Annotated in this window: 23 protein-coding genes; 16 read left to right on the top strand and 7 right to left on the bottom strand. The window is 59.8% G+C overall.

Features of this window, described 5'->3' with window-relative positions; translation table 11 throughout:
- Nucleotides 1-6 precede the first annotated feature (6 nt).
- Nucleotides 7-1,662, bottom strand: coding sequence for a DUF1302 domain-containing protein (locus ACOKS3_RS10170; protein ID WP_046785894.1), 1,656 nt, complete (start codon nucleotides 1,660-1,662; stop codon nucleotides 7-9).
- Between the two features lie 407 nt (nucleotides 1,663-2,069).
- On the opposite strand from ACOKS3_RS10170, the gene ACOKS3_RS10165 reads away from it, so the two are divergent.
- Entirely contained in the window at nucleotides 2,070-2,915 is an 846-nt protein-coding gene (locus ACOKS3_RS10165) for an SDR family oxidoreductase (protein WP_075045772.1), read from the top strand.
- Between the two features lie 10 nt (nucleotides 2,916-2,925).
- Entirely contained in the window at nucleotides 2,926-3,810 is an 885-nt protein-coding gene (locus tag ACOKS3_RS10160) for a DMT family transporter (protein WP_046785892.1), read from the top strand.
- A 128-nt stretch (nucleotides 3,811-3,938) separates the two neighbouring features.
- Here the strand turns inward: ACOKS3_RS10160 and ACOKS3_RS10155 are convergent, their stop codons facing one another.
- The 4 genes from ACOKS3_RS10155 to ACOKS3_RS10140 all read right to left on the bottom strand — a co-directional run bounded on the left by ACOKS3_RS10155 (nucleotide 3,939) and on the right by ACOKS3_RS10140 (nucleotide 8,218).
- Nucleotides 3,939-5,138 (bottom strand): phosphotransferase family protein, encoded by a 1,200-nt coding sequence (locus ACOKS3_RS10155; RefSeq protein ID WP_103469844.1) that lies wholly within the window; start codon nucleotides 5,136-5,138, stop codon nucleotides 3,939-3,941.
- Nucleotides 5,135-6,172, bottom strand: coding sequence for an amidohydrolase family protein (locus ACOKS3_RS10150; protein ID WP_075045774.1), 1,038 nt, complete (start codon nucleotides 6,170-6,172; stop codon nucleotides 5,135-5,137). The genes ACOKS3_RS10155 and ACOKS3_RS10150 overlap by 4 nt, the downstream gene beginning before the upstream one ends.
- 153 nt (nucleotides 6,173-6,325) lie before the next feature.
- Nucleotides 6,326-7,237: a LysR family transcriptional regulator gene (locus ACOKS3_RS10145; RefSeq protein WP_075045775.1), complete on the bottom strand. Its 912-nt coding sequence runs from the start codon at nucleotides 7,235-7,237 to the stop codon at nucleotides 6,326-6,328.
- Between the two features lie 54 nt (nucleotides 7,238-7,291).
- Entirely contained in the window at nucleotides 7,292-8,218 is a 927-nt protein-coding gene (locus ACOKS3_RS10140; protein WP_054573037.1) for a quinone oxidoreductase family protein, read from the bottom strand.
- Nucleotides 8,219-8,494: 276 nt separating this feature from the next.
- On the opposite strand from ACOKS3_RS10140, the gene ACOKS3_RS10135 reads away from it, so the two are divergent.
- Together ACOKS3_RS10135 and folE are read left to right on the top strand one after the other, a co-directional pair.
- Nucleotides 8,495-12,058 (top strand): indolepyruvate ferredoxin oxidoreductase family protein, encoded by a 3,564-nt coding sequence (locus ACOKS3_RS10135; protein WP_060493177.1) that lies wholly within the window; start codon nucleotides 8,495-8,497, stop codon nucleotides 12,056-12,058.
- A gap of 12 nt (nucleotides 12,059-12,070) precedes the next feature.
- The gene (gene folE / locus ACOKS3_RS10130; RefSeq protein WP_046785888.1) at nucleotides 12,071-12,628 is read left to right on the top strand and encodes a GTP cyclohydrolase I FolE; all 558 of its coding nucleotides are present in this window, start codon (nucleotides 12,071-12,073) and stop codon (nucleotides 12,626-12,628) included.
- 54 nt (nucleotides 12,629-12,682) lie between these two features.
- On the opposite strand, the gene ACOKS3_RS10125 is transcribed toward folE, so the two are convergent.
- Nucleotides 12,683-14,329, bottom strand: coding sequence for a methyl-accepting chemotaxis protein (locus tag ACOKS3_RS10125; RefSeq protein ID WP_075047016.1), 1,647 nt, complete (start codon nucleotides 14,327-14,329; stop codon nucleotides 12,683-12,685).
- Nucleotides 14,330-14,625: 296 nt separating this feature from the next.
- On the opposite strand from ACOKS3_RS10125, the gene ACOKS3_RS10120 reads away from it, so the two are divergent.
- The 10 genes from ACOKS3_RS10120 (at nucleotide 14,626) to ACOKS3_RS10075 (ending at nucleotide 23,009) form a co-directional block, all read left to right on the top strand.
- Nucleotides 14,626-15,510, top strand: coding sequence for a TonB-dependent receptor (locus tag ACOKS3_RS10120; protein WP_311295249.1), 885 nt, complete (start codon nucleotides 14,626-14,628; stop codon nucleotides 15,508-15,510).
- Between the two features lie 383 nt (nucleotides 15,511-15,893).
- On the top strand, nucleotides 15,894-16,631 hold the full coding sequence (locus tag ACOKS3_RS10115) for a hypothetical protein (protein WP_051095719.1): 738 nt from the start codon (nucleotides 15,894-15,896) through the stop codon (nucleotides 16,629-16,631).
- Nucleotides 16,632-16,744: 113 nt separating this feature from the next.
- Nucleotides 16,745-16,960 carry an AlpA family transcriptional regulator gene (locus ACOKS3_RS10110; RefSeq protein WP_051095720.1) on the top strand — a complete coding sequence of 72 codons (216 nt, stop codon included), beginning with the start codon at nucleotides 16,745-16,747 and terminating at the stop codon, nucleotides 16,958-16,960.
- 4 nt (nucleotides 16,961-16,964) lie between these two features.
- Entirely contained in the window at nucleotides 16,965-17,843 is an 879-nt protein-coding gene (locus ACOKS3_RS10105; RefSeq protein ID WP_422763824.1) for a ParA family protein, read from the top strand.
- Nucleotides 17,844-17,857: 14 nt separating this feature from the next.
- Nucleotides 17,858-19,396, top strand: a complete 1,539-nt coding sequence (locus ACOKS3_RS10100) for a ParB family protein (RefSeq protein ID WP_051095722.1) — start codon at nucleotides 17,858-17,860, stop codon at nucleotides 19,394-19,396.
- 16 nt (nucleotides 19,397-19,412) lie between these two features.
- On the top strand, nucleotides 19,413-19,964 hold the full coding sequence (locus ACOKS3_RS10095; RefSeq protein ID WP_075045776.1) for a DUF2857 domain-containing protein: 552 nt from the start codon (nucleotides 19,413-19,415) through the stop codon (nucleotides 19,962-19,964).
- Entirely contained in the window at nucleotides 19,958-21,178 is a 1,221-nt protein-coding gene (locus ACOKS3_RS10090; RefSeq protein ID WP_051095724.1) for an STY4528 family pathogenicity island replication protein, read from the top strand. The genes ACOKS3_RS10095 and ACOKS3_RS10090 overlap by 7 nt, the downstream gene beginning before the upstream one ends.
- A 150-nt stretch (nucleotides 21,179-21,328) precedes the next feature.
- On the top strand, nucleotides 21,329-22,084 hold the full coding sequence (locus tag ACOKS3_RS10085) for a PFL_4669 family integrating conjugative element protein (protein ID WP_051095725.1): 756 nt from the start codon (nucleotides 21,329-21,331) through the stop codon (nucleotides 22,082-22,084).
- A complete protein-coding gene (locus tag ACOKS3_RS10080; RefSeq protein WP_051095726.1) occupies nucleotides 22,081-22,575 on the top strand; it encodes a DUF3158 family protein in 495 nt (164 codons plus the stop codon). The genes ACOKS3_RS10085 and ACOKS3_RS10080 overlap by 4 nt, the downstream gene beginning before the upstream one ends.
- Before the next feature lie 5 nt (nucleotides 22,576-22,580).
- On the top strand, nucleotides 22,581-23,009 hold the full coding sequence (locus ACOKS3_RS10075) for a single-stranded DNA-binding protein (protein ID WP_051095727.1): 429 nt from the start codon (nucleotides 22,581-22,583) through the stop codon (nucleotides 23,007-23,009).
- 93 nt (nucleotides 23,010-23,102) lie between these two features.
- Here ACOKS3_RS10075 and ACOKS3_RS10070 read toward each other — a convergent pair whose 3' ends face one another.
- Entirely contained in the window at nucleotides 23,103-23,330 is a 228-nt protein-coding gene (locus tag ACOKS3_RS10070) for a hypothetical protein (RefSeq protein WP_051095728.1), read from the bottom strand.
- A gap of 104 nt (nucleotides 23,331-23,434) precedes the next feature.
- Between ACOKS3_RS10070 and ACOKS3_RS10065 the strand changes: the two genes are divergently transcribed.
- Together ACOKS3_RS10065 and ACOKS3_RS10060 are read left to right on the top strand one after the other, a co-directional pair.
- A complete protein-coding gene (locus tag ACOKS3_RS10065; RefSeq protein WP_075045778.1) occupies nucleotides 23,435-23,779 on the top strand; it encodes a helix-turn-helix domain-containing protein in 345 nt (114 codons plus the stop codon).
- Nucleotides 23,780-23,890: 111 nt separating this feature from the next.
- Complete coding sequence (locus ACOKS3_RS10060; RefSeq protein WP_051095730.1) at nucleotides 23,891-25,864, top strand: DNA topoisomerase III; 1,974 nt, start codon at nucleotides 23,891-23,893, stop codon at nucleotides 25,862-25,864.
- Nucleotides 25,865-25,914 lie beyond the last annotated feature (50 nt).

Raw genomic sequence — 25,914 nt, 5'->3', positions numbered from 1 at the left:
ATTTGTTCAGAAGGAGGTTTTGAATGTGAATGCCAACCAGCCCCGGTCTGTGTTACCAACGCCGCCATTGCCGCCGACGGTGCCATTTGCCAGGTTCTTGGGTTGGGCGCGGGTATCGGCGTAACGTAGGCCGAATTCATACTGTTGCTGATAGGTGAACTTCACACCAGCCGACCAGGACATCGCACCTTCACTGCCGCCACCAGCCGAGGCAGCGTTACCATGAATGCCATAGTTGATGGTCAGAGGTACGTCCATGTCCCAAGATGGGAAGATGCTCAGGTATTGCGGCGTGTAGTTGACTGCCACCGCGTAGTAGTCGCGCGTCGAGCAACCATCGGACGCGTCGCCGGAGCCGGCGACACCGGGTGTACGGGCGTCCGTACAGGCGGCATTGCCCTTGTACTTGAACAACTCGTCATGCTCGGTCACCTTGACCAGGTGACTGTAGGCAAACTCGCCAACCAAGGTCGCGTTATTGGCAATGAAGTTGCGTGGCATGCCATACACGGCGTTAGCGATAAAGTGGATGGTGTCACCACGCGGCCCCTCGTCATCCAGCGTGCTGACACCAGTGGCGTTCAATGCGCCGTTCTTGCGGTATGACAGCTCCGTGCCCACGGCCACCGAATCGAACACACGAGCAAAACTGATACCGGCAAGCTTGACCCCGCGGGGGTACACGACGCGGTACTCACCCAGGTTCGCCTTGACCTGCGGTGCGAGCCAAGGCTGATAGTCGTCGAACTGGCGGTAGTAGAAGCCGAAGGTCGATTCGATCGCCTCAACGTTGTATTTGGCCATCACGCCCCAGTTGGCATTACTGTCGCGACCATACTTGGAGGAGGCGCGCTTGAGTGCCCCAGCACCGGCTGGCATCTGATCCGGACCTTCGAACAGGAAGTCTGCACCGCCGAAGTAGGTCCCGCCGTAGGGAATACGGGTGTAGTCCCACTCATAGAAGTACTGGCCGGCGATGGAAAGATGATCAGTGACCTGGGCCTTGGCAGATATCTGGCCGATGGGCAGAAATACTTCTTTTGTCTCGATACCCGGGCTGGTAGCGGCTTTTACACCGTCGCTCGGGGCCTGAGAGTAGGAAACTGAGTGTGCACCGAACAGCAGGCCCTCGCCCCAGTAGTTGGTATGGCGACCGATCTTGACGTTAAGCGGTGTATCGCCTACCTGAAAGTTTTTCCACACGAACGCATCGAGGATTTCACCAGAAGGTCCTCTGACATAGCGCTTGACCTCATCGCTGTAGTGACCATTTTCGTAGCTGGTCTGGCCACCCACCTGGCTGTGGACCTTGGTGTCACGGTAGGCATTGTCGTACCAGCCAGCAGCACTCAGGCGTGCCCCCCATTCGTTCAGGTAGGAGAAATCCACTTCGCTCAACACATCGAGTCGATTTGTAACGATATCGCCTTTGTCGAATTTGCTGTCGGACTCGTCGTAGGTCGGGGTCCGCATGATGCGGTGGTCTTGGTCTTCCATGCGCACGCCCAAGTTGTAGCGGACGGTATTGTCCCAACGCAGGCGGTAGTCAGGGTTGCTCAGGTCAAACGAAACAGCGTGCGCTCCACTCATCCCGCCGAGCACTGCCAGCGCTATCGCGCTGCGGCTAAACACATGCCTTCCCTGCTTGGTCATGTCTTTCATACGGCACCTTTTATTTTTATTTTCAGTCGTTTGTATAAGGCCAAGTACTGGCTACAGCCGTGCTGACGTACTGCTACCTCACCTGCCTAAGCAGCTCGGGTGAGCTTGTCGGCAGGTTTCACCGGTGAAGCGCGCCCATGGCTTGATTTCAAATTAACCGAGAAAAACAAATAATTCCATATAAAGATTTCAATTCTGTATTTAGAATCTCAGTCGATTTTTTTGTTGCCGCTGATCGCCCCCGGTGTCAGAGGGCATGGAGAAAAGCATGGTCAATACTGCACACAAAAATGCTAACTGTTCAATTATGTTTTGCTCAACCGGCTTTTTTCCGGTAAACAAGCCACTGAAGACACCCGCAACGTGCCTGCGTCAATCCAACAAGAATCACAAGGAGCTTGCCCCGCATGAACATCGATCTGAGCGGAAAACGCGTGATTGTCACTGGTGCTTCACGCGGTATAGGCCTTGCGATAGCCCGTGCCTTCGCACTGGAAGGTGCCCGTGTGGCCATCTGCGCACGTAGCTTGGCGGCCGTCCGCGAAGCGGAAGCACAACTGCAGGAACATGCGCAGGCGGTACTGGCCCGAGCCGTGGATGTCACGGACACTCAGGGTGTTCAACATTTCGTCGGTGAGGTGGTGCAGACCTGGGGAGGCGTGGACATTTTGGTAAATAACGCGGGCCAGGGGCGTGGGGGCAACCTAGAGACCCTCACGCCGGAAGCCATCCTTGAACACGCCAATGTGTTGCAGATGGGGCATTTTCGCTTCGTCCAGGCTGTGGTGCCGTTCATGCGGCAACAGCGCTGGGGGCGGATCATCGAGATCAATGCCCTGGCCGGCACCGTGCCGACCCCCGACGGGATCCCTTCGGTGATCAACCGTGCATCATGTGTAGCGCTTTCGCGCTCGCTGGGCATGTCGCTGGCCAAGGACAATATTCTCGTCAATAGCCTGAACATGGGCTGGATCGACACTGGCCAGTGGGACCGCCACTACAAGGAGATGGGCCCCGGGGTCAGCCGTGAGGAGTTCGATGCGATGGTTATGAAGGTGGTGCCGATCGGCCGTTATGGCAAACCGGAAGATGTTGCAGGCATGGTGTTGTTCCTTTCCAGCGAATACGCCTGTTTCATCAGCGCGGCTTCGATAGACATTGCCGGGGGCATGGGTGGCCAGATTGCCTACTTCCCGACACTCAAGCGTGATTTTGCCGCGGCACTGGCCGCTCGAAACACCGACAGCCACTAGAGCGCCCGTAATGAAGCTGCTGTTTCCAGTGCTTGCCACACTGATCTGGGCTGCCAGTACCGTGGTCAATCGCCTGTCGGTGGGGGTGATAGATCCCGCGGCCATTTCGTTCTATCGCTGGTTGACCGCATTGCTGGTGTTGTCACCAGTCATGCTGCCCAGGGTCTGGAGAATGCGCCAGAGGATACGGCCATACCTGCCCAAACTATGGCTACTGGGATTGCTCGGCATGTCGCTGTATCAGTCTCTGGCCTACTTTGCTGCACATACGGTCAGTGCCACCTCAATGGGATTGATCCTGGCGACCATGCCCTTGCTGACGGTACTGGTAGCCTTCCCGCTGCTGAACACACGCCCCACCCTGCCGTTACTGACAGGCACGGCAGTTTCATTCGCAGGGTTGGCATGGTTGCTGACCGCGGGCCACCTGCCATCGCTCTGGCAGCGCGGGGTGGGTCTGGGTGAATGGCTGATGCTGCTGGCGTCACTGTCCTACGCCCTGTATTGCGTGCTGGTGAAGCGCTGGCAAATCCCCCTGCCCACCTGGGAAAGCCTTTATGTACAGATACTCTGCGGCACGTTAATGCTGGTACCGCCATTTTTGCTTACATCATCGATGGCCCTGAGCGCTCAGAGCCTGCCGCTGGTTCTGTTTGCTGGTCTATTCGCTTCGGCGTTGGCACCGGGCCTGTGGATGCAAGGCCTGCAACGCCTGGGCCCGGAAAAAACCGCGGCACTGATGAATCTGGTCCCTCTCTTCACCGCAGCCTTGGCGATTGGGCTGCTCGGTGAGCCATTGCACCTGTATCACGCGGTAGGCGGCGGACTGATTCTGCTGGGAATTGCATTGGCCCAATGGCAACCCGTACGGGTCACCGCAAGTACCCTGCCCTAAGCCACTAGGAGTCGATTGCGGAGCGCGTCCAAGCCGTAACGATCTATACCGCTCAAGCGCGCCAGGTAGTACTCCAGTCCGCCATACTCAGCCTCGCTTACCTCCATGCACGTGCGTTTTGACCATGTTCAATCCTTCAAGAGGTGTGCATAGGCTGGCGTCAGCGGACGAGCGCCCTCGCCCAGCACCGGAGTACGCCGTGGCTTGCGTCCTCGTGTCAGCAGGCGAAGCGTGTCGAAGTCTTCGGCGGCGGTAAAAAATCGCTCCACCATCGGCAATCCTGACTGCCCCCAGTCATCCATGTTCGACATCCATGTCTGCATGCCCCACACCGGCCAACGCCGCAGTTGCTCCCAGGCGGCGTGCTGGTCGAGTACACCAGCCGCTCCCAGACTGATCAACTTTTCGCGGTACACCTGCAGAAGCCGTTGCCCCTCGGCGCGGCGTTCTTCTATCGTCAACGCGCCGAGCATGAAGTACGCCACATCGCGCCATGGCCGCCCGCGTCTTGCCAACTGCCAGTCGAGCCAGATGCGTTGTCCATTGTCACGCTGAAAACTGTTCCCTTGGTGCGAATCGCCATGGATCAAGCAAGAGGGCGAAACCTGTGCCCGCTCGAAGGCAGCCAACTCATCGAAAGCATGGCTGAAGAGCTCTGGCGTCTCATAGATCCAACGAGGTAGACGCTGCCGGTAGTCATCCTTGCCCAGGTTGACCTTGATGTAGTTGTACATACGCAGCAGGCCGTCGTTGTCTACCGGGTTGGCCATCGACACCGGAAGCCAGACCTGACGGTGCAGCCGTGGGTGGGCCCAGGTCACGGCATGCAACGCGGCTAAAGACTCCAGCCCCTGCGCGACTCCATCCACGCCCAGGTGATCAGTGCTGTGGCCGAACTTCCCGGCTGCCAGCCCAAGATCCTCCATTACCACTACGCCGCGCCCACCACCATCGGCGTCCCAATCAGTGAAATACGTGGCAGGCAATGGCGCGCCGGACCACGCGCGGGTCAGATGATAGAAACGCGACTCCAATTCGCAGATATCGCCGCTCTCGAAGCCTTCTGACCAGTTCGATTTCAGGCAGACATGGGACGGTATCCCTGCGCGCTGACCGACCTCGTTCAGCTCGAGCCTGGCGCGCAGCTTGGTGGTATGCCCATTGCGGACCTCCACCACCACCAACGCCTGCACCTCGATACCGGGGTAACACGGCTGCAGCAGTTGCGTCAGCCAGGCGGCGCTGATGGCGCCGAGTTGCCGCGGCAGCCGCCCGACACGTTGCGGATAAGGCCGCCCATCACTCATCGCCAGCAGGCTGCCCGTCATGGCGTCACGGCACGCGCAGCGTGGGCCGGCACTTTCAGTTTGAGCAGTTCGATTGCGTTGCCGCTGCGGATCCGCTCGCGGTCCTCCACCGATAACCCCAGCCCGGCGGTCAGGTCACCGTGGTCATAGGCCCCACCAAAGTTTGTGCCGTACAGCAAGCGTTCAGCGCCCACCACTTCAGCGACACCGCGACGCAAACCAGGTGCGTGCACGTCGAGATCGAAGTAAAAGTTCTGCAGATAGTCCAGCAGCGGCCGCTGGTTGCGCGTATCAGGCGCCATCGCTTGGTTGAGCTCGCTGAGTCGGCCCAGCTGGAAGATCGCCATGCCCCCCGCATGGGTGATATAGGTCTTCAGGGTTGGAAAGACATCCAGTGCTCCACCACAGATCAGGTACCAGAAAAACAAGGTCTCATCGACGCAATCACCCACGATGGAGGTCGTTTCGAACTTGTCATCAGTGTGTTTCTCGCCCCAGTAGATCGACTGGTTGAAGCCATGCACCATGATCGGTACATCCAGCTGTGTGAGCTTCTCCCACACTGGGAACAACTGCTCGTCATGAGCTTGCAATCCGTTGAAGTTGGCACCGCCTACGCATACACCCTTGGCCCCCAATTGGGTTACCGCTCGCTCGATTTCCTTGGCGGCGTTGCGTGGGTCGGCCAGATTAGCATGGCACCAGAAGTCGAAATGGTCAGGGTCGGCGCGGCAGAACGCTGACATCTCGTCATTGCAGATACGCGCGTACTCGTTGGCAAAATCACCAGCCCAATACATGAAGCAATGCGAAGGCGTGGAGACCACCAGCTTGTCGACACCCCGCTCGGCCATCAGCTTGCGACGACTGGCGTGGGTCATGCGTGCCAATAGGTTGACTTGCGCCTCAGCGTCGCTCGTGGCTTTGGCCGGCTGCTTGGTGCCGAGGGAAAAATGGCCGACAGTCAACCCCTGCACCTTCATGAAGGGGCCCCAGAATTCGTGGCGGTTGAGCATACCCTCTGTCAGCAGGTGGGCGTGTACATCGATCAGCATGGCATTCTCCTTGTTGTAATCGGCCAGCAGGCCGAACGGTCACCGCTCGGCACTTTCGGAACCAATGCAAATATAGACATTTATATTATTTTTGTTCATTTATATTTATTTTGCGCATAGCAGCCTGAGGAACAGCGCTAGGCCAGCAAGGTTTCACGACGTACACGCCATGATCAGGAACTGTCGAAATGCTTGGACCGATATCGATAAGTGCTTGTCGGGTCGCCAGATCAGCCCCAGTTCCATGGGCGGAATGACATCCGCCAATGGCCGAGCCTCGATCCTCTTACCCTCCAGAGACCAGGGTCGGTAAAGCATGTCGGAAAGAATGGTAACGCCAAAGCCATGGCCGACCAGGCCGCGCAGCGCCTCCATGGAAGAAGTACGAAAAGCCACGTTGGGAGCCAACCCACGAGACGCCCAGTAGCGAAACGTCGAGCTGTCACCTTCATCCACGGTGGCAAGGATGTAGGCGTGCTGCGCCACGTCTTCGAGGTTGATTGAGGAGGCAGTCATTAAGGGGTGCTGGATGGCCAACCAGAGTTGCCGGCGGGACCGAATCAACACCTGATGGGAGAACACATTCAGGCTGGGGGTGTTGGACACTATCACCAAGCCTAGGTCGAGATCGCCATTGTTAACGGCCTGCTCGATGCTGTGGCGATCTATGTCGACGAGTTCGATCTCCACCTGCGGATAGTTGCGCTTGAATCGTGCAAGCAGCGCTGGCAGGAAGTAGCCCAGCAGCGTGTAGGAAGCCCCCACACGCACGCTTCCCCGTGTCGAGTGGCTGAGGAACAGCGGCTCGCTCAGGGCGTCCTGCAACGTTTCGAGGATATGCCGCGCATGCTGGGCAAACTTATTGCCTTCGGCTGTCAGTGTCACGCCATAGGGCAAACGGTCGAAAAGGCTAACACCCATAGTCTCTTCCAGGTGCTGCACCGCGGCGGTGATGGCCGACTGCGACACGTGCACCTTCAGAGCCGCCTGGGAGAACTGACCCGCATCAGCCGCCGCCACGAAGTACCGAAGCTGGCGCATGGAAACGTCTTTGCCCTTGATCATCTGCTATGCCGAGCCCGCCGCCAGAACCAATGAAACCGCTTGCCGCTGCGGCCTTCAGCGGCGGATCGTGGCCGTGATCTTGGCGTGCGGTCCATCTATCTGAGCAGCCCAAGCCTCTGCGGCCTGGTCAAGGGTGAAATCCAAGTAGTCCACGTGTATCTGCTGTTCCCTGGCGATCTTCAACAGTCGCAGCCAGATCTGTTCACGGTCCGCAGGGGGACGCTGGCCGGTCCCGATGCACGACAAGCTGCGAAACAGCAGGTCGGCGATATCCAGGTTGAGCTGGCGGCCAGCACCAGTGCCAATGGTCATAATGCGTGCCCCCCAATTGGTGGCCTTCAGAGACGTCAGCAAGGGTTGTCCGCACACCAGGTCGAGTACCACATCGAAGCCACCGGCCGCTGCCTCCTTAAGTGCGTCAACATCATCGCTGCCACCCAGGGTAACGACCTCGTCGGCGATTCCGCGCGACTTCAGACGGCCAAGCGCTTCCTGTGAACGCGCAGCACCAACGACCTTGCCAGCACCCATGCCACGCGCAAGCTGCAAGGCAATCTGTCCCAGGGTGCCGGTGGCGCCGAGGACCAAGACCTTTTCGCCCTTCTGAATCTCAGCCTTTTCCAACGGCACGATGGCCCCGGTAGCGGCAATACCCATGCTGATCGCGGTTTTGTCGTCCACATCATCCGGCACATTCCACACTTCGGCTTGCGGCACCAAAGTGCGCTCGGCCCAGGCACCGTAGGGCAGCACCGAACGCTCACCGAAATATACCCGCCGCCCATCCGGCGCTCGTCCCACGCCCTCACCACGGATGACGCAAGGGTATTCGACACCCAGACGGTAGGCCCCGAGCACATCCCACCCCCCAAGGCCGGCCGTGTCCACGTCGATCAGCACCGCACCGTCTTGCGCTTGCGGCTCATTGAACTCACGTACCTGTGGCAACGCATTGCGTTCGGAAATGATGGCTGCACGCATGGCTTTCTCCCTTGTCTGTTTTGTTCTCAAGCGTCTTCAAGACAAATAATTGAACATTTTTTGATTATTTGTCCATATTTAATTAGCATCTAGGCCCGACAGTCCCGGTTTGAGCTGCAACACCGCCAATGCCGACGCATGCAGGTATTTGAAACACCAATACCTCACGGCTGTTTTTGTGATTTTACGATCGCGCCCCTGCTTTCTAGAGTCGGCCTCTACAAGGCATCGCCCTTACCGGTGCAGCCATACAAGAACAACGCCTGGAGGATGAACATGAGTACCCCGGTTTCTCTGGAAGATAAGTACGTACAACACAGTGGACATGTACTGCTCACGGGGATTCAGGCGCTAGTGCGCCTGCCCCTGATGCAACGGCTACGCGATCAGGCCAACGGTCTGAATACCGCCGGGTTCATTTCCGGATATCGAGGCTCGCCGCTAGGGGGACTCGATCAGGCCCTGTGGAAAGCACGTGACTACCTCAAAGCACACCACACAGTGTTCCACCCTGGTATGAACGAAGACCTTGCCGCAACCTCGATCTGGGGTACGCAGCAGGTCAATTTGTTCGAAGGTGCCATGTATGATGGCGTATTCGGCATGTGGTACGGCAAGGGCCCCGGCGTAGACCGTTGCGGTGATGTTTTCCGCCACGCGAACGCAGCTGGCACATCAAAATTTGGGGGTGTATTGGCCATTGCAGGCGATGACCATGGCGCCCGCTCCTCTTCCCTTCCCCACCAGACCGAGCACATTTTCAAGGCAGTGATGATGCCGGTGTTGGCGCCCTCCGGCGTACAGGAGTACCTCGACTATGGCATGCATGGTTGGGCCATGTCGCGCTACTCAGGCTGCTGGGTCGCCCTCAAGGCTGTGGCGGACACTGTTGAAAGCGCGGCCGTCGTCGATATCGACATTCATCGCGTACAGCCTGTAATCCCGACCATTGCGTTGCCTGAAGGGGGTCTGAACATCCGCTGGCCCGACCCACCACTGGCCCAGGAACAGCGCCTGCTGGAGCATAAGCTGTATGCCGCCCTGGCGTATGCCCGAGCCAACCGCCTCGATCGCATTGTCATGGATTCGCCGAATGCACGAATTGGCATTGTCACTTCGGGAAAGTCCTATCTCGACGTATGCCAGGCCCTGCGCATCCTTGGGATCGACGAAACACAAGCGCAAAAAATCGGTCTGCGCCTTTACAAGGTCGGCATGGTCTGGCCGCTGGAAGCTGAAGGTGTGCGACAGTTCGCCGAAGGTCTGGAAGAGATTGTGGTGGTGGAAGAAAAGCGCCACATGATCGAGTACCAACTCAAGGAAGAGCTCTACAACTGGCGTGAGGACGTACGTCCGCGTATCGTTGGCAAGTTCGACGACAAGGGTGAATGGAGCCTGCCGCACACCGATTGGCTGCTGCCGGCTATAAATGACCTGACGCCGGCGATGATCGCACGAGCCCTGGCCAAGCGAATCCTGCGCCTGCACCCAGGCGGTTCGCTTCAAATGCGCCTAGCCCTTTTGGAAGCGCAGCTGGCGTGCAAAGGCCAGTTCAGCAACCTGATGGAACGCGTGCCGCACTACTGCTCTGGCTGTCCGCACAACACCTCGACCAAGGTGCCGCAAGGTAGCCGCGCGCTGGCCGGTATCGGCTGCCATTACATGGCCGCCTGGATCTACCCGCAAACCCAAACTTTCAGCCAAATGGGTGGCGAAGGTGTGGCCTGGATCGGCCAAGCGCCGTTTACCACCACCCAACACGTCTTCGCCAACTTGGGTGACGGTACTTACTTCCACTCCGGTATTCTCGCTATTCGTGCCGCCATCGCGGCAAAGGCGCAAATTACCTACAAGATTCTCTACAACGATGCCGTTGCCATGACAGGCGGGCAGCCAGTGGACGGCAGCCTCAGCGTGGCACAAATCAGCCGCCAACTGGCTGCAGAGGGCGTTCAGCGCTTAGTGGTGGTCAGTGACGATGTTGAGAAGTACAAGGGCACTGATGATCTGGCCCAAAGTGTCCCGGTAGTACGCCGCGACAAGATGGACGAGGTCCAGGAGCAATTGCGCCAGTTCCAGGGAGTGTCGGCAATCATCTATGACCAGACCTGCGCAGCGGAGAAGCGCAGGCGTCGAAAGCGCGGCAAGTTCCCCGACCCGGCACGTCGAGTGGTGATCAACGAAGCGGTATGTGAAGGCTGTGGCGACTGCAGCAGCAAGTCCAACTGCATGTCGGTGGTGGCGGTGGACACAGAGTACGGCCGCAAGCGCGAGATCGACCAATCTTCGTGCAACAAGGACTTCACTTGCCTGAACGGCTTTTGCCCAAGCTTTGTCACCGTCGAAGGCGGAACGCTGCGCAAGCCACAGGCCCTGGCAGCCAAGGCCGACGATGACTGGGACTTGCCCGCTCCGTCGGTCGTCGCCCTCGAAGAGCCATACAGCATTCTGGTGACCGGTGTGGGCGGCACTGGTGTAGTAACCATAGGTGCCTTACTGGGCATGGCGGCATTTATCGAAGGTAAGGGAACGCTTAACCTCGACATGGCTGGCATGGCACAAAAAGGCGGCGCCGTCTGGTCCCACATTCGCATCGCTGCCCGCCAGGATCAGTTGTTCGCCCCGCGGATCGCCGAAGGTGAAGCAGCCTTGTTGTTGGGTTGCGATCTGGTTGTCAGTGCCAACACCGAAACGTTATCCAAGTTGCGCCAAGGTGTGACGCACGCTCTGGTCAACAGCGAGCAAAGCATTACCAGTGCGTTCGTGCGTACCTTTGCTCTGCAGGCGCAAAGCGGTGATCTGGCCAGCCACCCTGACCCGCAATTCCATACGCAAGGCATGTCAGCGCAAATAGCCGAAACCGTTGGCGCAGCGCGGGCGGACTTTGTCGACGCAAGCAAAATTGCCACGACTCTGATGGGCGATTCAATCGCTACAAATACCTTCATGCTGGGCTATGCCTATCAGAAAGGCTGGTTACCGGTCGGCGAAGAGGCGCTGGAACAGGCCATCGAGTTGAATGGCACCGCGGTAGCCTTCAACCTGGCAGCCTTCGCCTGGGGCCGACGCAGTGCCCACGATTTGCCACGGGTACTTAGCATTGTGGAAGCCGGCAAAAAGCAAAGCGCCGACCGCATACTTTCGCAAAACCTGGAAGAAATGGTTAAGCGGCGTATGAGCGTCCTGACGCAATATCAGAATAAAGCCTATGCCCAGCGTTACCGGCAACGCGTAGAGCAGTTTATGGAGGCCGAAACTCGGCTGCTGGGCCAGCCGGACGAGCTGTCCAAAAGCGTTGCCCGCCACTACTTCAAGGTCCTGGCAATCAAAGATGAATACGAGGTAGCCCGACTGTTCAGCAACGGCGACTTTCTGACAAAGATCCAGTCAACGTTCGAAGGCAACTACCGCCTGCGTTTCCACCTGGCACCGCCGCTGCTCAACGATAACAGCATTAGCAAAGAACCCAAAAAACGCTGCTACGGGCCTTGGATGCTGCAAGGCTTCAAGCTGCTGGCCAAACTCAAGATACTGCGCAACAGCTGGCTCGATCCGTTCGGCCATACCCATGAGCGCAGGGTCGAGCGTAACTGGTTGCGTAACTATGAAAGCATTCTGGATGAAGTGTTCGCAGGCCTGCGCAGCGACAACCTGCAACTAGCCCGCGAGCTGCTGGAGCTGCCAAACAGCGTGCGCGGTTACGGGCCAGTGAAAGAGCGCTTTCTACATCATGCCCACCAGCGTCAAGCGCTGTTACTGGAGCAATGGCGTAATGGCTCGACTGCACAGTTTCACGACGCCAGCCAAGCCACCGACAAAATTTCTATAATTCAACTCTAAACAGGGACAACAATGAACGAGGAACTGACCCGAAACTATCGCGAAATTCTGCAGGGCATTGGCGAAAACCCGCAGCGCGAGGGCTTGTTGGACACTCCAAGACGCGCCGCTAAAGCCATGCAGTACCTGTGCCATGGCTATCAGCAAAGCCTTGAGCAGATCGTCAACGGCGCACTGTTCGACTCGGACAACGACGAGATGGTCATCGTCCGTGATATCGAATTGTATTCGCTGTGCGAGCACCACCTGTTGCCGTTCATTGGCAAGGCGCACGTTGCCTATATCCCCACAGGCAAAGTGCTGGGGCTGTCGAAAGTGGCGCGTATAGTCGATATGTTTGCTCGCAGACTGCAGATTCAGGAAAACCTGACCCGCCAGGTTGCCGAAGCGATTGCCCAAGTTACCCATGCCGCCGGTGTGGCGGTAGTGATCGAGGCGAAACATATGTGCATGATGATGCGCGGTGTGGAAAAGCAAAACTCGGTAATGAGCACCTCGGTCATGCTCGGATGCATGCGCGACTCGTATAACACTCGCCAAGAGTTCCTACAACTGATTCGTAACCGTTAGCTCTCACTGATTTTGTGGGGAGCGGCGCATGCGCCGCTCCCCACAAAAACAGATTTAGAAGCGGAAGCGACTCACCGCCAGGCTCAGTTCCTCCGAAAACTCACGCAGTGATACCACCGCTCCAGAAACTTGACGTGTAATCGCATCTCCTTCCCCAGCCATACGGGCAATGTGCTCGATGTGCTCCGCGATCCCTCGCCCGCCCTCGCTTTGCACACTCACCGCATCAGCGATCTGGTCTACACCTTTAGTCGAGTTCCCAACTAGGTCCGCAGCTTGCTGCAAAGTGCTCTCCAGTTCGCTCAATAGCCTGCCACTGTCATCCAGTGCCACAGTGCCTGCATGCAGAGCGTCGCCAACCGCCTCGGACTGGCCTTCAAGGTTAACTGTCAAATCATTGATTGAATTGGCCGCTTGGGCCGAGCGTTGCGCTAACTGACGCACTTCATCTGCTACCACACTGAAGCCGCGCCCACTTTCACCTGCCCGCGCCGCCTCGATCGCCGCATTGAGCGCCAGCAAGTTGGTTTGTGCAGAGAGATCCTTGACCTGGGTGATACTGGCGGTAATCGCCGAGGTGCTTTCGACAAAAGCACCTACCGAGCCGCGAATCGCTAAGAATGCCAGCCGTACGCTGTCGATGTTTTCGAGTAGACGCGACAGCGCCAAGTGTCCGTCCTGCGTGCCTCGCAAGCTAGCCTCGGCCGAACCTCGCAGGCTCTGGGCATGGTTGGAGATGGCGGCAATACTGGCGCTCATCTGCTCGATGGTCATCGATACTACCCCAACCGCACCGGTCTGTGCTGAGGAGCTCTCGGCCACCTGCGCCGAGGCGCCTACCAGCGTCTCAGCCGATGCACTGACCGAGGCGGCTACCGCGGCAACCTGACGCATCGCCTGCTGGAAACTGTCAATTAGCTCATTGAACGCCTGCGCAGTGTGAGCGATCTCGTCGCCACCGATCACGCGCACTCGGTGCGTCAGATCACCGTCTCGCAACCTAATCGATGCCTGCTCGATTTCCCGGATGGGGCGCAAGATCTGCCCCCTTAACAAAAGACTGACCAGCAACGCCAGAGCACTGGCGGCCAGTGATATCACTACTAGCATCTTTGATACCTGACGCTGCAAAGCTTCGGCCTCGGCAAACGCGTCAGAGGTCAGTTGCGCCTGCAGCGCTAACAGGCGGTTGAATTGCGCTTGCAAGCCGTTGCTGTCAGCGCGCACCCGTCCCAACAACGAAGCAGCCTGAATCTGATCTTTCAAGGCAGTGCGCTGAAAATCGTCCAGTCCCTCGGTCACTACAGCAGCCTGCTCCTGCACCGCCCGATAGAGTGCCTTTTCCTCGTCACCCAAGCGGGTCTCACGGGCTGCATTGCCAAGGCCAGTGCGCATGTCGTCGACACTCGCCCGTATATCCTCGAAGTAAGATTCCAGTTCCTCCAGCTCGGTCTGCCCACCGGATTCAAGAATGCGTGCCCCCGTGGCATAGGCGCCAACCATCGCCGCCTGCAGAGCAGTCGCGGTTTCCAAGACCTGCCTATATTGCTGGAAGCGCAACTGTTGAATTTCTTCGATCACTGCCTGCTGCCTGGCCAGCCCGTGGTAGGCGACACCCGAGACAACCAATAATGCAAGTACGAACAAGATGGGCAGGACCAAAAGCTTGGCGCCAATGGAGAATTTCTGTGCAAAGAGCATGATCAAAGACCGTTCTTCTTGTTATGAGGAGCCTCTAGCTTAGTAAGTCTTCACGAGCAATTCTATATTTGATATTAAATTCTCAATATAGAATAATATAGACTAGCCACTGTGCCTCTCGAATGGCCCAACCGCCACTTACCCAGTACAAAGATCATAAAATGCCCACTCACTTTATCGCGAGATGGGACAGACTCTGCGCCTTACCAATGCTCCACTGGTTTGTTCCTCTCACCTAGCTCTGCTCGGTTCATGGTTCCTTTTCCCGATTTTAAGCCCTCAAAGGCCGCCCTCAGATTGCCTTTATCAAAGACACTGGCTTTACTCTGCTCAATGCGTGTGCTCTGTCGGATAAATGGCTGCTCAACACCGGCGTACGTCTGGACTACTACAACACTCGGGTGCACCAGAGCGGCACGCAGAACCTGCAGAACATCGCCAACCTGTTCAGCTACCAGGTGGGCCTGGTGCACAAACCCATCGACAACCTAAGCCTCTATTCCTCGTACGGCACCTCGGCCAATCCGCCCGGCGCCAACGGTGGCACGGGGGGCGGCAACGACCAACTAACCGCGGCCAATGACGACCTCTCACCCGAGCGCAGCCGCAATATCGAAGTGGGGGCCAAGTGGGATGTGCTAGACGGTCGCCTGTCGCTGACTTCGGCGATTTTCCAGACCGACAAGACCAACGCACGTGTCAGCAATGGCCTAGGCGGTATCGAGAACGCCGGTTCCCAGCGCGTACGCGGCGTGGAACTGGGTGTGGCCGGCGAGTTGACCCCGCAATGGCGTGTGTTCGGCGGCTACTCTTACCTCAATGCCGTTACCACCGATGCCGGCGATGCTAACGAATCGGCATCGGGCCTGCCAATGGTCATGGTACCCAAACACAATCTGACGCTCTGGACCTACTATGATGTGACGCCGAAATGGACGGTGGGCACCAGCGTGAAAGCTTCCAGCCTGATCTACGCGTCGGTCAGCGACACCACGCGTAAGTGGACACCAGGCTACGCCGAGGTCGATGCCATGGCGTCTTACAAATTCTCCAAGTCGCTGGACGTTCATCTGAAACTGAAGAACCTGTTCGACCTTCAGTACTTTGCCTCATCCTACCCAATCTATGCGACCTGGGCTGAAGGCCGCTCGGCCCAGATGACGCTGAACTTCCATTACTAATTCCGAAGCAGACACAGCGTCGTACTCATAGGCTAGAGGCAAAGAGCGCAAGGCCTAGGTCTGGAGCTCCCGTCTTTAGCCGCGAGTATTTGGCACGACAGGTGCCATACAATGCACCGACCGATTTGAGCGACGATGTCTGGATCAGCGTGGCAACCTTGCCAGGGCAGCCACATTTAGTCAGACAGACTCAGATTTAGGGACGAGAGAGCAGCGCCGAAACCTGTCGTGACCACCACTACCCTGCCGAACCAACTGATCAGAACATTGTCACCACCATTGGATCTTAAACGGTCTTGTTGGAGTCAGGCTCACTAGACTGAGGCCAAGATCATTGCCCCCGCCAGCGAGTCTAGGACGAATTCAGCAGGAGGCTGTGCGTCATGATCTCAATCAGAAGCTCTTACCACCCTATCGATGCCGCGATTCTCTGGTGTGACCTCGAAGATCACCAAGACGAGATTCTGCAGATAGACCTCTCTCACCCCGGTAGTTTGCTCAAGCACTTTCCACAATGGCCTTTTCTCCACGCCTATGCCGAGCGCATCTACGATGCCATCGCCTGTGGTGAGTTACCTGCGACCTACCTAGGACGTCCGATCACTACAGACAGCCAAGCGGACCGCGTCTACTGGTCCATTCGCCATGTGGATCTTCGCCTTTGGTTTGTACGCAACTACCCGGCAGAGAAGCCCACATTCTTGTTTTCGCAAAATATCGATCATGCTGAATGCGTGAGCCTGAACGCTTATTTGGCACTGCAAGCGGAGCACGATGCAGCCTTACGCAAGTTCGAAAATCTACGCCAAACACATTCGGCTGCCGTCGACGAGGTGACAGCTCTCGCTGCTCATAACAAAGAACTATCAGAGCGGCTTGACGCCCTCGGGATTCCCTCCGAAGCGTCTGCAGGTACGCAATGCATAATCGTCGGTGCACTGCTGGAGGTCACGCTGGGCAAATCGAAGGACGGCCGTGTGCAGTCAATCTACAGGTCCCAGAGTGCTCTAGTCGAAGAGATTACGCGCCGGTTCCCTGGTACTCCCGGCCTGAGCAAAAGTACCCTTGATCGGAGATTTGCCGACGCGCGTCGGCATTTGGCCCAAGTCACACGGGGCTAACGCTGCATTGTCAGGCAATGGTCGGCATTGCCTGACAATGTTTTTTCTCTCCTGTCGACCTTCACTGACTGTCACATCCCACTGCGCACCACATGGTGCTACGGAGTGACATCATGCAACCGATCAGCCCTGCCCCTCTGCCTACCGACCGCCACATCATGCGTCGCGATGAGGTCGAACAGAAAACCGGTTTCAAGCGCTCGCACATCTACAACCTGATGAAGGCCGGCCAGTTCCCGCAATGCCGGAGGATCGGTACGCGTGCCGTCGGCTGGGATTCACTGGAGATCGAGAAGTGGGTCCAGGATCGTCTGGCGCTCAAGGAGTAGCGCCATGCACGTTCTCTCGCTGATCTCGACCAAGGGCGGCGCGGGTAAGACCACGGTCGCCGCCAACTTGGGCGGAGTCCTTGCCGATGCGGGCTTTCGCGTATTGCTGCTGGACCTGGACAGCCAACCGACGCTGTCCAGCTACTACGCCTTGTGCGCACCCCGTGAGGCCGGCAGCTACGAGCTCATCGCCCAGGGTCTCACCGCGCCTGAGCAGGTCATCTCCACGATGGTCATTCAACATCTGGATCTGATCGTCTCCAACGACCGCGCCGGACACATCAACACCCTGCTCTTGCATGCCGCCGATGGCCGCCTGCGTTTACGCAACCTGCTGCCGGCCTTCCAGGATCAATACGATGTGCTCATTATTGATACTCAAGGGGCACGCAGCGTCGTGGTGGAGATGGTCATCCTCGCCTCCGATTGCGCCCTGTGCCCGGTCCCACCGGAAATGCTCGCCGCGCGCGAGCTGCGCCGTGGCACCCTGGGGCTGTTTGACGAATTGGAGCCCTACCGCTACCTGGGGGTGGCGTTGCCATCGGTGAAGCTGTTGCTCAACCAGGTCAACGCCAATCGCCGCGATACCCGCTTAATCATGCAGAGCCTGCAAGCGTCCTTTGAAGGCGATCCTCACGTCAGCGTGTGCGCCACGGTCATTCCCGACCGCGTGGCCTACCCCAATGCCGCCTCGCTGGGACTGCCTGTGCACCGGGTCGAGCCCACCCCGCCCCCCAGAAGCCGCAGCCCTTGTGCCGCGGAGGTGATGCGTGCCTTGGCAGTCGAATTGTTCCCGCAATGGGCCAAGCGGCTGGTCGGGGCCGGTCCGCAGATGCCCAGCCAGCAGTCAGCAGTCGAATGCCGGCTGATCCGTCGCGGCTGATCGGAGGATGTGTGATGAAACCGCCGACCTCCGAAGACATCACGCGTCAACTGCAGCAGTCGCATTTCCCGCAAAAACACGACCGTGAGGCCACGGTAGTGCCGATCAGTGACACACCCATGGTGGTCAGTCTCGAGCAGTTGCGCCCCTACGAGCTCAACCCACGCATTGTCCGCAACCCGCTGTACGACGAAATCAAAGCGTCGATCCGCGAACGCGGCCTGGACCAGCCCCCGGCCATTACCCGCCGGCCGGATGAGCAGCACTTCATCATCCGTAACGGCGGCAATACGCGGCTGAGCATCCTCGCTGAGCTTTGGCAGGAAACCCGCGAGGAGCGGTTCTTTCGCATCCATTGCCTGTTTCGTCCTTGGCAGTCCGAGTGCCATGCCTTGCTCGGGCATCTGGCTGAAAGCGACTTGCATGGCCAACTCACGTTCATCGAACGGTCGCTGGCCGTGGCGAAACTCAAGGACATGTTTCAGGAACCGGACAGGCCTCTCAGTCAACGGGAGCTCTCCGTGCACTTGAGCCAGGGTGGCTATCCCATCTCCCAATCCCATATCAGTCGCATGTTCGACGCGTTGGAGCACTTGCTGCCTGCCATTCCACTGGTGCTGTATGCGGGTCTCGGCAAACCCGCCATCGATCGCCTGATAACGGTAAGGCGTCGCGCGGAATCGAGCTGGAATCGCTATTTCGGTGATACCCAACAGTTCGCGCTGCTGTGGCTGGAGGTGCTGTCAACGTTTGACGGTGAAACACCTGAGCTGGACGCGAGCGAGTTGCAGGACGAACTGATTGCCCAAATGGCGGTGGCGCTACAGCAGACACCCCGTCTGCTGGCCCTGGAAATGCATCAGGAGCAACGCCTTTCGCCTATCATGTCGCCCGCTCTCCAACCGGTGCCGCAGGATCTGGCGAGCAAGCCTGTGGAGTCGCCACCTACCCTTGAGGCCGCGTCTGGAACAGCCACTGAGTTGCCCAGCCCAGACCCGGCAGATTCTGGCAGTGATCCCTCGCTGGTGGTGGAACCACGCCTGCCCCACATTCGCCAAGCGTTGAGTGATGAGCCGCCTTCTGCGAAGCAACCCGATGGTGGGAAAGCCGTTCAGCCGCAGGTGGGCCCATCTCCATCGTCCCCCGCTTCGCCGGACGACATCAGCAGCTTGCGTGAACGCTGTGCGGAATTGGCGGCTAACCTTGCCGATTATGCTGATGCCGCAGCCTTGGTCAGCCCGCACCCTGATGGACTCGGGTTCACGCTGTCACCTGAACACAGCGATCGGCTTAGCCCGCGACACACCGGCATTCAGCTGATCCTCTCGGCCTTGCTACGCCTGCAGGATGATGTGAGCTGGAGCCAACGCCAGCAGTTGCCAGCCGCATTGTTTGGTCAGTTGCTGATCGGCGTCTACGACCTGCCCTTTGCCGAGCGCCCTGCCCTGACCGTGGGCCTCGAACGACTCCCCGACGCCCAGCTGGAGCAGCTGTTCACGCTGATCCGCCACGCTCGGCAGTTGATCGAGCTGACGCTGTCGCCCACTCGTTAACGTGAGGAACTGCCTCATGAGCACGACCTTCAATCTGTTGAACCATGCCATGTTGAATCAGGTGCTGCATGAACTGCGCCATGGTCGCCTGCAGCGTTGCAAAGCCCTGGGCTTGGCCGACGAGGACATCGAAGTGCTGCAGTCGCTGCCGCCGACCACCTTGTCGCACCTGGCGCACTCGTCGATCGCCTGGGTCGAGGTCAAAGTCGACACCACCGTGCTGCGCCGCCTGATTGTCCAGGCTGAACGCGATGAACAGAACGAGCGCTTGATCAACCGCGCGCTCAAGTTGGGCGCGAGCTCCAACATCATGTACCGCTGCTTCGGCCTGGACCATTCGGAAACCGCCCTGCGGCGCCGCGTGCTGAAGATCGAGACCCACCGCGGCCGCCCGGTCCAGCTCAGTGAGGCGCAGGAACATGCGGTGTGGAACCGCTGGAGCCAGTTGCGGGCGGAAGATCCGGACAATGATCCGCTGGACACAATGATGATGCTTGCCGAGGAGCAGCAGATCAGCCTGACCCTGGTCTGGCAACAGGTCGAACTGTACGGAGGTGCGCCATGCTGAGTTTCTACGAGGTCGATTGGCAGGACGTGGTGCGCCAGTGTTATGACGCCCTCCGGCGGCGTAACGAGTGGCAGGCAGCGCAAGCCAAATCGGTCGCATCCGCCGAGGAAGCGCCGCTGCGCACGATCTACTACGGCGACAATAATCCGTTGCCGCAGGCCTTGCTGCTCGATCGTCGGCTGACGCCGCTGGAGCGCAACACCTGGCAGGTATTGCGCTGGTTGATCACCGAGCGCCAGGTGAAAACGCCGCATTACCAGGACCTGCAGCCTTACCTCGCGACCAGCCCCTGCGGTAACCAGGCATCGCGCGAAACCATCGCCCGTGCACTGAACGTCTTGCGGACCACCCGCTGGCTCAGCCTGGTCGACCGCTCTCGCGATACCCAAGGTTGCCTGCGCGGTTGCGTCTACGTGCTGCACGGTGATCCGCTGACGCCGGCGGAGCAGCTTGAGCTGGACAGCGGCTACGCAGGGTTACTGCAACAGAACCTCAGCCATGCCACCAAGGGCGTACGTGATGTGACGCAGCATGTGCTTACCGAAATTCAAGCCGACCCGCAGGTCGCCCAGGGCGACAAGGACAGGCTGCGCTCACTGCCCCCGACACAGCAACACACGCTGCCGCTGATGAACGAAGACGCGCAAGCGCAACATTCCGAACCTGGTCTGCGCCACCCCGTTCGGAATCCTCACGCCTCGGCCACCGAATCCGAACCCTGCGACAATGCACCGGTTGCGGCTGTAGTTCGGAATGCCGACGCCGGCCGTACCGTACAGAAAGACCAAAGCAAAAAAAGTACGGTACTGGCGCAGGTGGAATTCGGTCGAGCGCAATGGCCGGAGGATCTACCGCTCAACCCGACCGAGCGGCGCATGGCCACCCAGGCGATGCGTCAGCTCGAGCCTGAGCAGCAACAAGCGGTGATCAACGAAGCGGCGGTGCGCTGCGCCCGCGGCGAGATCCGAAAACCGGTCGCCTACTTGATGGGTTTGATCAAGCGCGCCTGCCAGGGCGAATTCACCCTCTGGGCGGCCCGCGCCGACGCGACAACGCCTGCGGCTGCGCCGTCACGCGCATCAAGGCCGGAGTCAGTGTCGACGCTGGCCAGCGAACGGCCACACCGCAACGGTCAGCGCACCGCCTCGCCACTCGCCCTCTCCTGCCTGGCGGAACTGAAGCAACGCTGTCGCGGCCTCGGTACAGCGTCATAGGCAGTGGACGCCTGTGGAATTGATGCCACTGCCATCAAATCCATACTGATCCACTGCCGGTAATGCGAGCACGTCAGCTTCACGTTGATCCCCCTCGGCCTTCACCGTTCAGCCCATCGTCAGCCTCACTTCGACGGCGAGGTACTGGCAATGGCCGATCACTACCAGCTCAACCTGGGCTCCTTGCGCAGCAGCATCACCCTCACCCTGCACACCCACCATGCGGCGCGATTGTGGCAGGGCCGTAGCCGCCGCGACGGGGTGCACCCGATTCTCGGTATGCCCGGCTACATCGCAGTCACCAACCTGCTCAAGCAGGCGAGCAGCCAGGACGATCCGTACGCCGACTGGTTCATGCTGCAGTTGGAAGAAAAGCTGCTGCAGGCCAAGGCCCAGATACGCACGCTGACCCAGCAAGTCAGCCACGTCGAGCGCGCCCTGCCGCCTCAGGTCGATGTCGGAGACAACCTCAACATCCACCCCGTCACCCTGCCGCTGTTCATCGGCAGCCAGCTGGGCTTTCTCGCGATCTACCTGCTGACCGACTACGACGTCCTGGTCCGTCGGGTACTGCTCGCCCACCACACCGCGCTGATCGGTCGCATGGACATGGAATCCTGGATCGATGGTGGTGCCCATGTCCTGCGCAGCCTGTTGGGCCTGGCGCAGCACTACCGCGTGGCCGGCGTCAGCCGGGATGACATGGCCGCCAACAACGCCCGCGCGCGCGAAGCCATCGACAAATTCGGCCTGCCGCCGCAGGACATTCTGGAGGGTGCCCGCCGCTCGCAATTCGCCCCGCCCATCGCCCGTAAAGGTGCGGCGGCGGTGACCGAAGCCCTCGAAGCGCCAGAGACCGAGCCCCCGCCCACACCGGATGCGCCAGTCGACGGGGGTGACGTATGACCCTGGCTGACGCGATTGCCCGGCGTTTGTCCGCAGAGGCCTATCGCGAGCTCGCACAAGGTGCCTCCCTAAAAGGCCTTTTAAAGCCTTTTAAGGGTAAGGGGGAGCTGCAGCAGTTCGCCGAGACGATCCTGCGCCTGCGCACCCAGGTCGCCGAGTTGATGGGGGTGATGCTGGCGATCGTAGCGCAGCCACCCTTCGCGCTGCTGGACCTGCGACTGGTGGTCCAGCACAGCGCGACCGGCACCGACTTTTTACGTTGGCGCAGCCCAGACTTTCAGCGCATGGGCGTGGCGGTGTGGCAGGAGGCGATGGTTCATCCGTTACTCCACCCCGAGCTGCGGCAGGCGCTGTATCAGCTGGAGACCAACCGCGTGGTGCTGAACCTGCAGATGAGCAGCCTGCAGTCGCTGTATCGCCAAGCCATCGCCGGTGCCAGCAAGCTCGAGGTCGCCGAACTCGCCCTTTCCCGTTCCCCCACCGAGGAGTAGCACGCATGAGTACGTTCTTTGTTGGCGAAGGCAACATCGGCAGCGTTCCGGAATTTCAGGAATTCAACAACAACCCGGAGGAACCACGGCGCCTGTTGCGGTTGAACGTGTATTTCGACAACCCGGTACCGCGCGAAGGCGGCTACGAGGATCGCGGCGGCTACTGGGCCCCGGTCGAGCTCTGGCACCGTGACGCCGAGCACTGGAGCACCCTGTTCCAGAAGGGCATGCGCATCCTGGTCGAGGGTCGGACGGTCAAGGACGAGTGGGAAGACAGCGAGGACAATGCGCGGGTGACCTTCAAGGTAGAGGCGCGGCGTATTGGCATCCTGCCGCACCGCCTGGCGTCGGTGTCCATGCGCGAGAAGGCCCAGGAAAACGCCGGTTCCGGGCGCAAAGGGGCCAGCAAGAAGGCGTCGCGCAAGACCACTTGAGCGGGTGGATTTCAGTGGAATCACGGCCCGCAGCGCGATATCGCTGGATCTGTGCAGCCTGCCCGGCGGGCAACCCTTACGCCTGCGGCACTTTCACTCTCGCCGAACTTTCCCCCGTTGGGCCCCCTCCAACAACTGCGACACGTCCTCCAGGTACTGGTCCAGGGCAAGGAATGCCCGCCAGTGCGCCGGACTTTCCTGGACCCAGTCGATCAACCTGGCGCGCGCCTCGACGTTATCCGGTTCCAGGTGGGTGGCCATGAATAGCTCATAGGCCTTGATCGCTAGCGCATCCGCCTCAGTCTGGTTTGATCCGTGCAAATCGCAGCCTCCGTGTGGACAGGCGGGTGATACAACTATTTTTTGGTCGTTCATATCTTGGGGTGGTTGGTCAGCCATATGAGTTGAACCGGAGAGCGCCCCCGTTGCCAGTCAAAGAGCCTAGCCCACATCACATTGGCCGCCAGTTGGCGGCGTATCGTCGCGCCCGTGGTCTGACCCAAGCGAAGGTAGGCGAGTACCTGAACATCTCCGGTGAAGCCGTGTCGCGACTCGAACGTGGCCAGGTTGAGCTCTCCGTGAGTAAGCTGCTGCAACTGGCCGACCTTTACGGTTGCCCCGCCGATGAGCTGCTACTGGCCATCAGCCCTCGCCCCCAGGACCAGGACGTGCAGATCACGTCGATCATCAAGGCGCAGGGCGAAGCAGATAAGCAGTTTGCCTTGGAGTTTCTGCAAACGCTGGCCACCCACCTGGCGCAGCGCAAGTAACCGTCTGCCGGATCTCGCTGCACACCAACAGGAGCGCGGCGGCTTCGGATTATCGCTGGTGCTCCCTCCCCACCCCGCCACCCTATCGGTACCCACCGAGAGGGCCTGCGTATGCGCCTTTTTATTTGCGAAAAACCATCTCAAGCCCGCGATATCGCGCGCGTGCTGCAAGCCAGTCGGCGGGGCGACGGCTGCCTGCAGGGGACGGGTGTCACCGTCACCTGGTGCGTCGGCCATCTGCTGGAAACCGCGCCCCCTGAAGCCTATGGCGACTACAAACGCTGGTCGCTGGACGATCTGCCGATCATTCCCGCCCGCTGGCAACTGGTCGTCAAACCCAAGGTCGCCAGTCAACTGAAGGTCATCCACCAGTTGCTACGCACCTGCAGCGAGGTGGTGATCGCCACCGACGCCGACCGTGAGGGCGAGATGATCGCCCGGGAGATTCTCGAGCGCTGCCAGTACCAGGGTCCGGTCCTGCGCCTGTGGCTCTCGGCCCTTGATGACGCCTCGATCCGTAGGGGCCTGGGTAGCTTGCATCCGGGCGAGCAGACCTTACCGCTGTACCACTGCGCACTGGCCCGCTCCCGCGCGGACTGGCTGGTGGGCATCAACCTGAGCCGGTTGTTCACCCTGCTCGGTCGCCGCGCCGGCTTCGATGGTCTGTTGCCGGTGGGGCGTGTGCAGACGCCGACGCTGCGCCTGGTGGTCGAACGCGACCGGGCGATCGCGAGCTTCGTGCCGCAGCAGTTCTGGACCGTCGACGCTCAGCTGGAAGTCGATGGCACGCGCTTTCAGGCGCGCTGGCAGCCACCCGCCGAGGTTTGCGACGACGCCAGGCGTTGCATCGACGAGGTAGACGCACAGGCGGCAGCGCGGCGCCTGATTCGGCAGGCATCGGCCAAAGTCCACAGCGTGGAGGTCGAGCGGGTTCGCGAAGGCCCACCGCTGCCCTTTGATCTGGGCACCCTGCAGGAGGTCTGCTCAGCCAAGCTCGGGCTTGGTGCGCAGGAGACCCTGGGGATCGCCCAGGCGCTGTACGAGACCCACAAGGCGACCACCTACCCGCGCACCGACTGCGGCTACCTCCCCGAGAGCATGCTCGATGAGGTCCCGCGTGTCCTTCACGCCCTGGCGGCGGCCGCGCCTTCACTGGGACAAACGCTAAAAGACCTCGACCCTTGCCGCCGCTCCCGCGCCTGGAACAGCAGCAAGATCACGGCGCACCACGGCATCATACCCACCGCCGTTTCACTGGACCTGGCGCAGCTCTCCGAGCGCGAACGGGCGGTGTACACGTTGATTCGCGCCCGCTACCTGGCGCAGTTTCTGCCCGAGCATGAATACCTCAAAACCCAGGCGCTGCTCCACAGCCAGGCTGATCGGTTACTCGCCCGCGGCAAGCAGATCCTAACTCGCGGCTGGAAAGCGGTGATCAACGAAGGCGATGGTCACGAGCCGGTTGAGCAGGCCCAGCGCGTGCCGACACTGCATGAGGCGGCAGCATTGACCTTGACCGACGCGACGGTCAACGCGCAGCGCACCCAGCCGCCCAAGGCCTACACGGAAGGCACCCTGGTCAAGGCCATGAAAACCATCGCCAACCAGGTGGCCGACCCGCGGCTCAAGCAGACGCTCAAGGACAGTTGCGGCCTCGGCACCGAGGCGACCCGCGCCGCCATCATCCAAGGCCTGATCGATCACGGCTACCTGACCAAGAAGAAACGCAGTCTGGCCGCTTCGGCGGCGGCGCATACCTTGATCGAGGCGGTACCGCCTGAAGTCGCCGACCCGGTGCTGACCGCGCTGTGGGAACAGGCGCTGGACCGCATCGAGTCAGGCCAACTGAGTGTCGAGACCTTCCTCGCCAAGCAGGCGGAGTGGCTGACCCGGCTGGTGCGCAGTCACGCCTCGCTCACCCTGCGCGCGCCCCCCAGCAAGGGACCGTTCTGCCCGGTGTGCCGCAGTGCCATGCGTCAGCGCAAGGGTCGCACTGGCAGCTTCTGGTCCTGCACCCGCTACCCGGAATGCAAGGGCACCAAGCCGGTGGCGAAACCCAAGCAGGGGAAAAAAACCGTGACTTGACGAGGCACCATCGCGCTGGTGTAGTGAGGGTGCCCTTCGCCGCGAGGCGA

The organism is Pseudomonas sp. HS6-2 (assembly GCF_049325675.2).
Taxonomy (GTDB): Bacteria; Pseudomonadota; Gammaproteobacteria; order Pseudomonadales; family Pseudomonadaceae; genus Aquipseudomonas; species Aquipseudomonas putida_N.
Note: the sequence above shows the minus strand (reverse complement) of the source record. Positions and strands in the feature narration are given on the sequence as shown.

Excerpts from the sequence above, each read along its gene's own strand:
- ACOKS3_RS10170 (WP_046785894.1), bottom strand. The coding sequence starts at position 1,662 with ATGAAAGACATGACCAAGCAGGGAAGGCATGTGTTTAGCCGCAGCGCG.
- ACOKS3_RS10165 (WP_075045772.1), top strand. The coding sequence starts at position 2,070 with ATGAACATCGATCTGAGCGGAAAACGCGTGATTGTCACTGGTGCTTCA.
- ACOKS3_RS10160 (WP_046785892.1), top strand. The coding sequence starts at position 2,926 with ATGAAGCTGCTGTTTCCAGTGCTTGCCACACTGATCTGGGCTGCCAGT.
- ACOKS3_RS10155 (WP_103469844.1), bottom strand. The coding sequence starts at position 5,138 with ATGACGGGCAGCCTGCTGGCGATGAGTGATGGGCGGCCTTATCCGCAA.
- ACOKS3_RS10150 (WP_075045774.1), bottom strand. The coding sequence starts at position 6,172 with ATGCTGATCGATGTACACGCCCACCTGCTGACAGAGGGTATGCTCAAC.
- ACOKS3_RS10145 (WP_075045775.1), bottom strand. The coding sequence starts at position 7,237 with ATGATCAAGGGCAAAGACGTTTCCATGCGCCAGCTTCGGTACTTCGTG.
- ACOKS3_RS10140 (WP_054573037.1), bottom strand. The coding sequence starts at position 8,218 with ATGCGTGCAGCCATCATTTCCGAACGCAATGCGTTGCCACAGGTACGT.
- ACOKS3_RS10135 (WP_060493177.1), top strand. The coding sequence starts at position 8,495 with ATGAGTACCCCGGTTTCTCTGGAAGATAAGTACGTACAACACAGTGGA.
- folE (WP_046785888.1), top strand. The coding sequence starts at position 12,071 with ATGAACGAGGAACTGACCCGAAACTATCGCGAAATTCTGCAGGGCATT.
- ACOKS3_RS10125 (WP_075047016.1), bottom strand. The coding sequence starts at position 14,329 with ATGCTCTTTGCACAGAAATTCTCCATTGGCGCCAAGCTTTTGGTCCTG.
- ACOKS3_RS10115 (WP_051095719.1), top strand. The coding sequence starts at position 15,894 with ATGATCTCAATCAGAAGCTCTTACCACCCTATCGATGCCGCGATTCTC.
- ACOKS3_RS10110 (WP_051095720.1), top strand. The coding sequence starts at position 16,745 with ATGCAACCGATCAGCCCTGCCCCTCTGCCTACCGACCGCCACATCATG.
- ACOKS3_RS10105 (WP_422763824.1), top strand. The coding sequence starts at position 16,965 with ATGCACGTTCTCTCGCTGATCTCGACCAAGGGCGGCGCGGGTAAGACC.
- ACOKS3_RS10100 (WP_051095722.1), top strand. The coding sequence starts at position 17,858 with ATGAAACCGCCGACCTCCGAAGACATCACGCGTCAACTGCAGCAGTCG.
- ACOKS3_RS10095 (WP_075045776.1), top strand. The coding sequence starts at position 19,413 with ATGAGCACGACCTTCAATCTGTTGAACCATGCCATGTTGAATCAGGTG.
- ACOKS3_RS10090 (WP_051095724.1), top strand. The coding sequence starts at position 19,958 with ATGCTGAGTTTCTACGAGGTCGATTGGCAGGACGTGGTGCGCCAGTGT.
- ACOKS3_RS10085 (WP_051095725.1), top strand. The coding sequence starts at position 21,329 with ATGGCCGATCACTACCAGCTCAACCTGGGCTCCTTGCGCAGCAGCATC.
- ACOKS3_RS10080 (WP_051095726.1), top strand. The coding sequence starts at position 22,081 with ATGACCCTGGCTGACGCGATTGCCCGGCGTTTGTCCGCAGAGGCCTAT.
- ACOKS3_RS10075 (WP_051095727.1), top strand. The coding sequence starts at position 22,581 with ATGAGTACGTTCTTTGTTGGCGAAGGCAACATCGGCAGCGTTCCGGAA.
- ACOKS3_RS10060 (WP_051095730.1), top strand. The coding sequence starts at position 23,891 with ATGCGCCTTTTTATTTGCGAAAAACCATCTCAAGCCCGCGATATCGCG.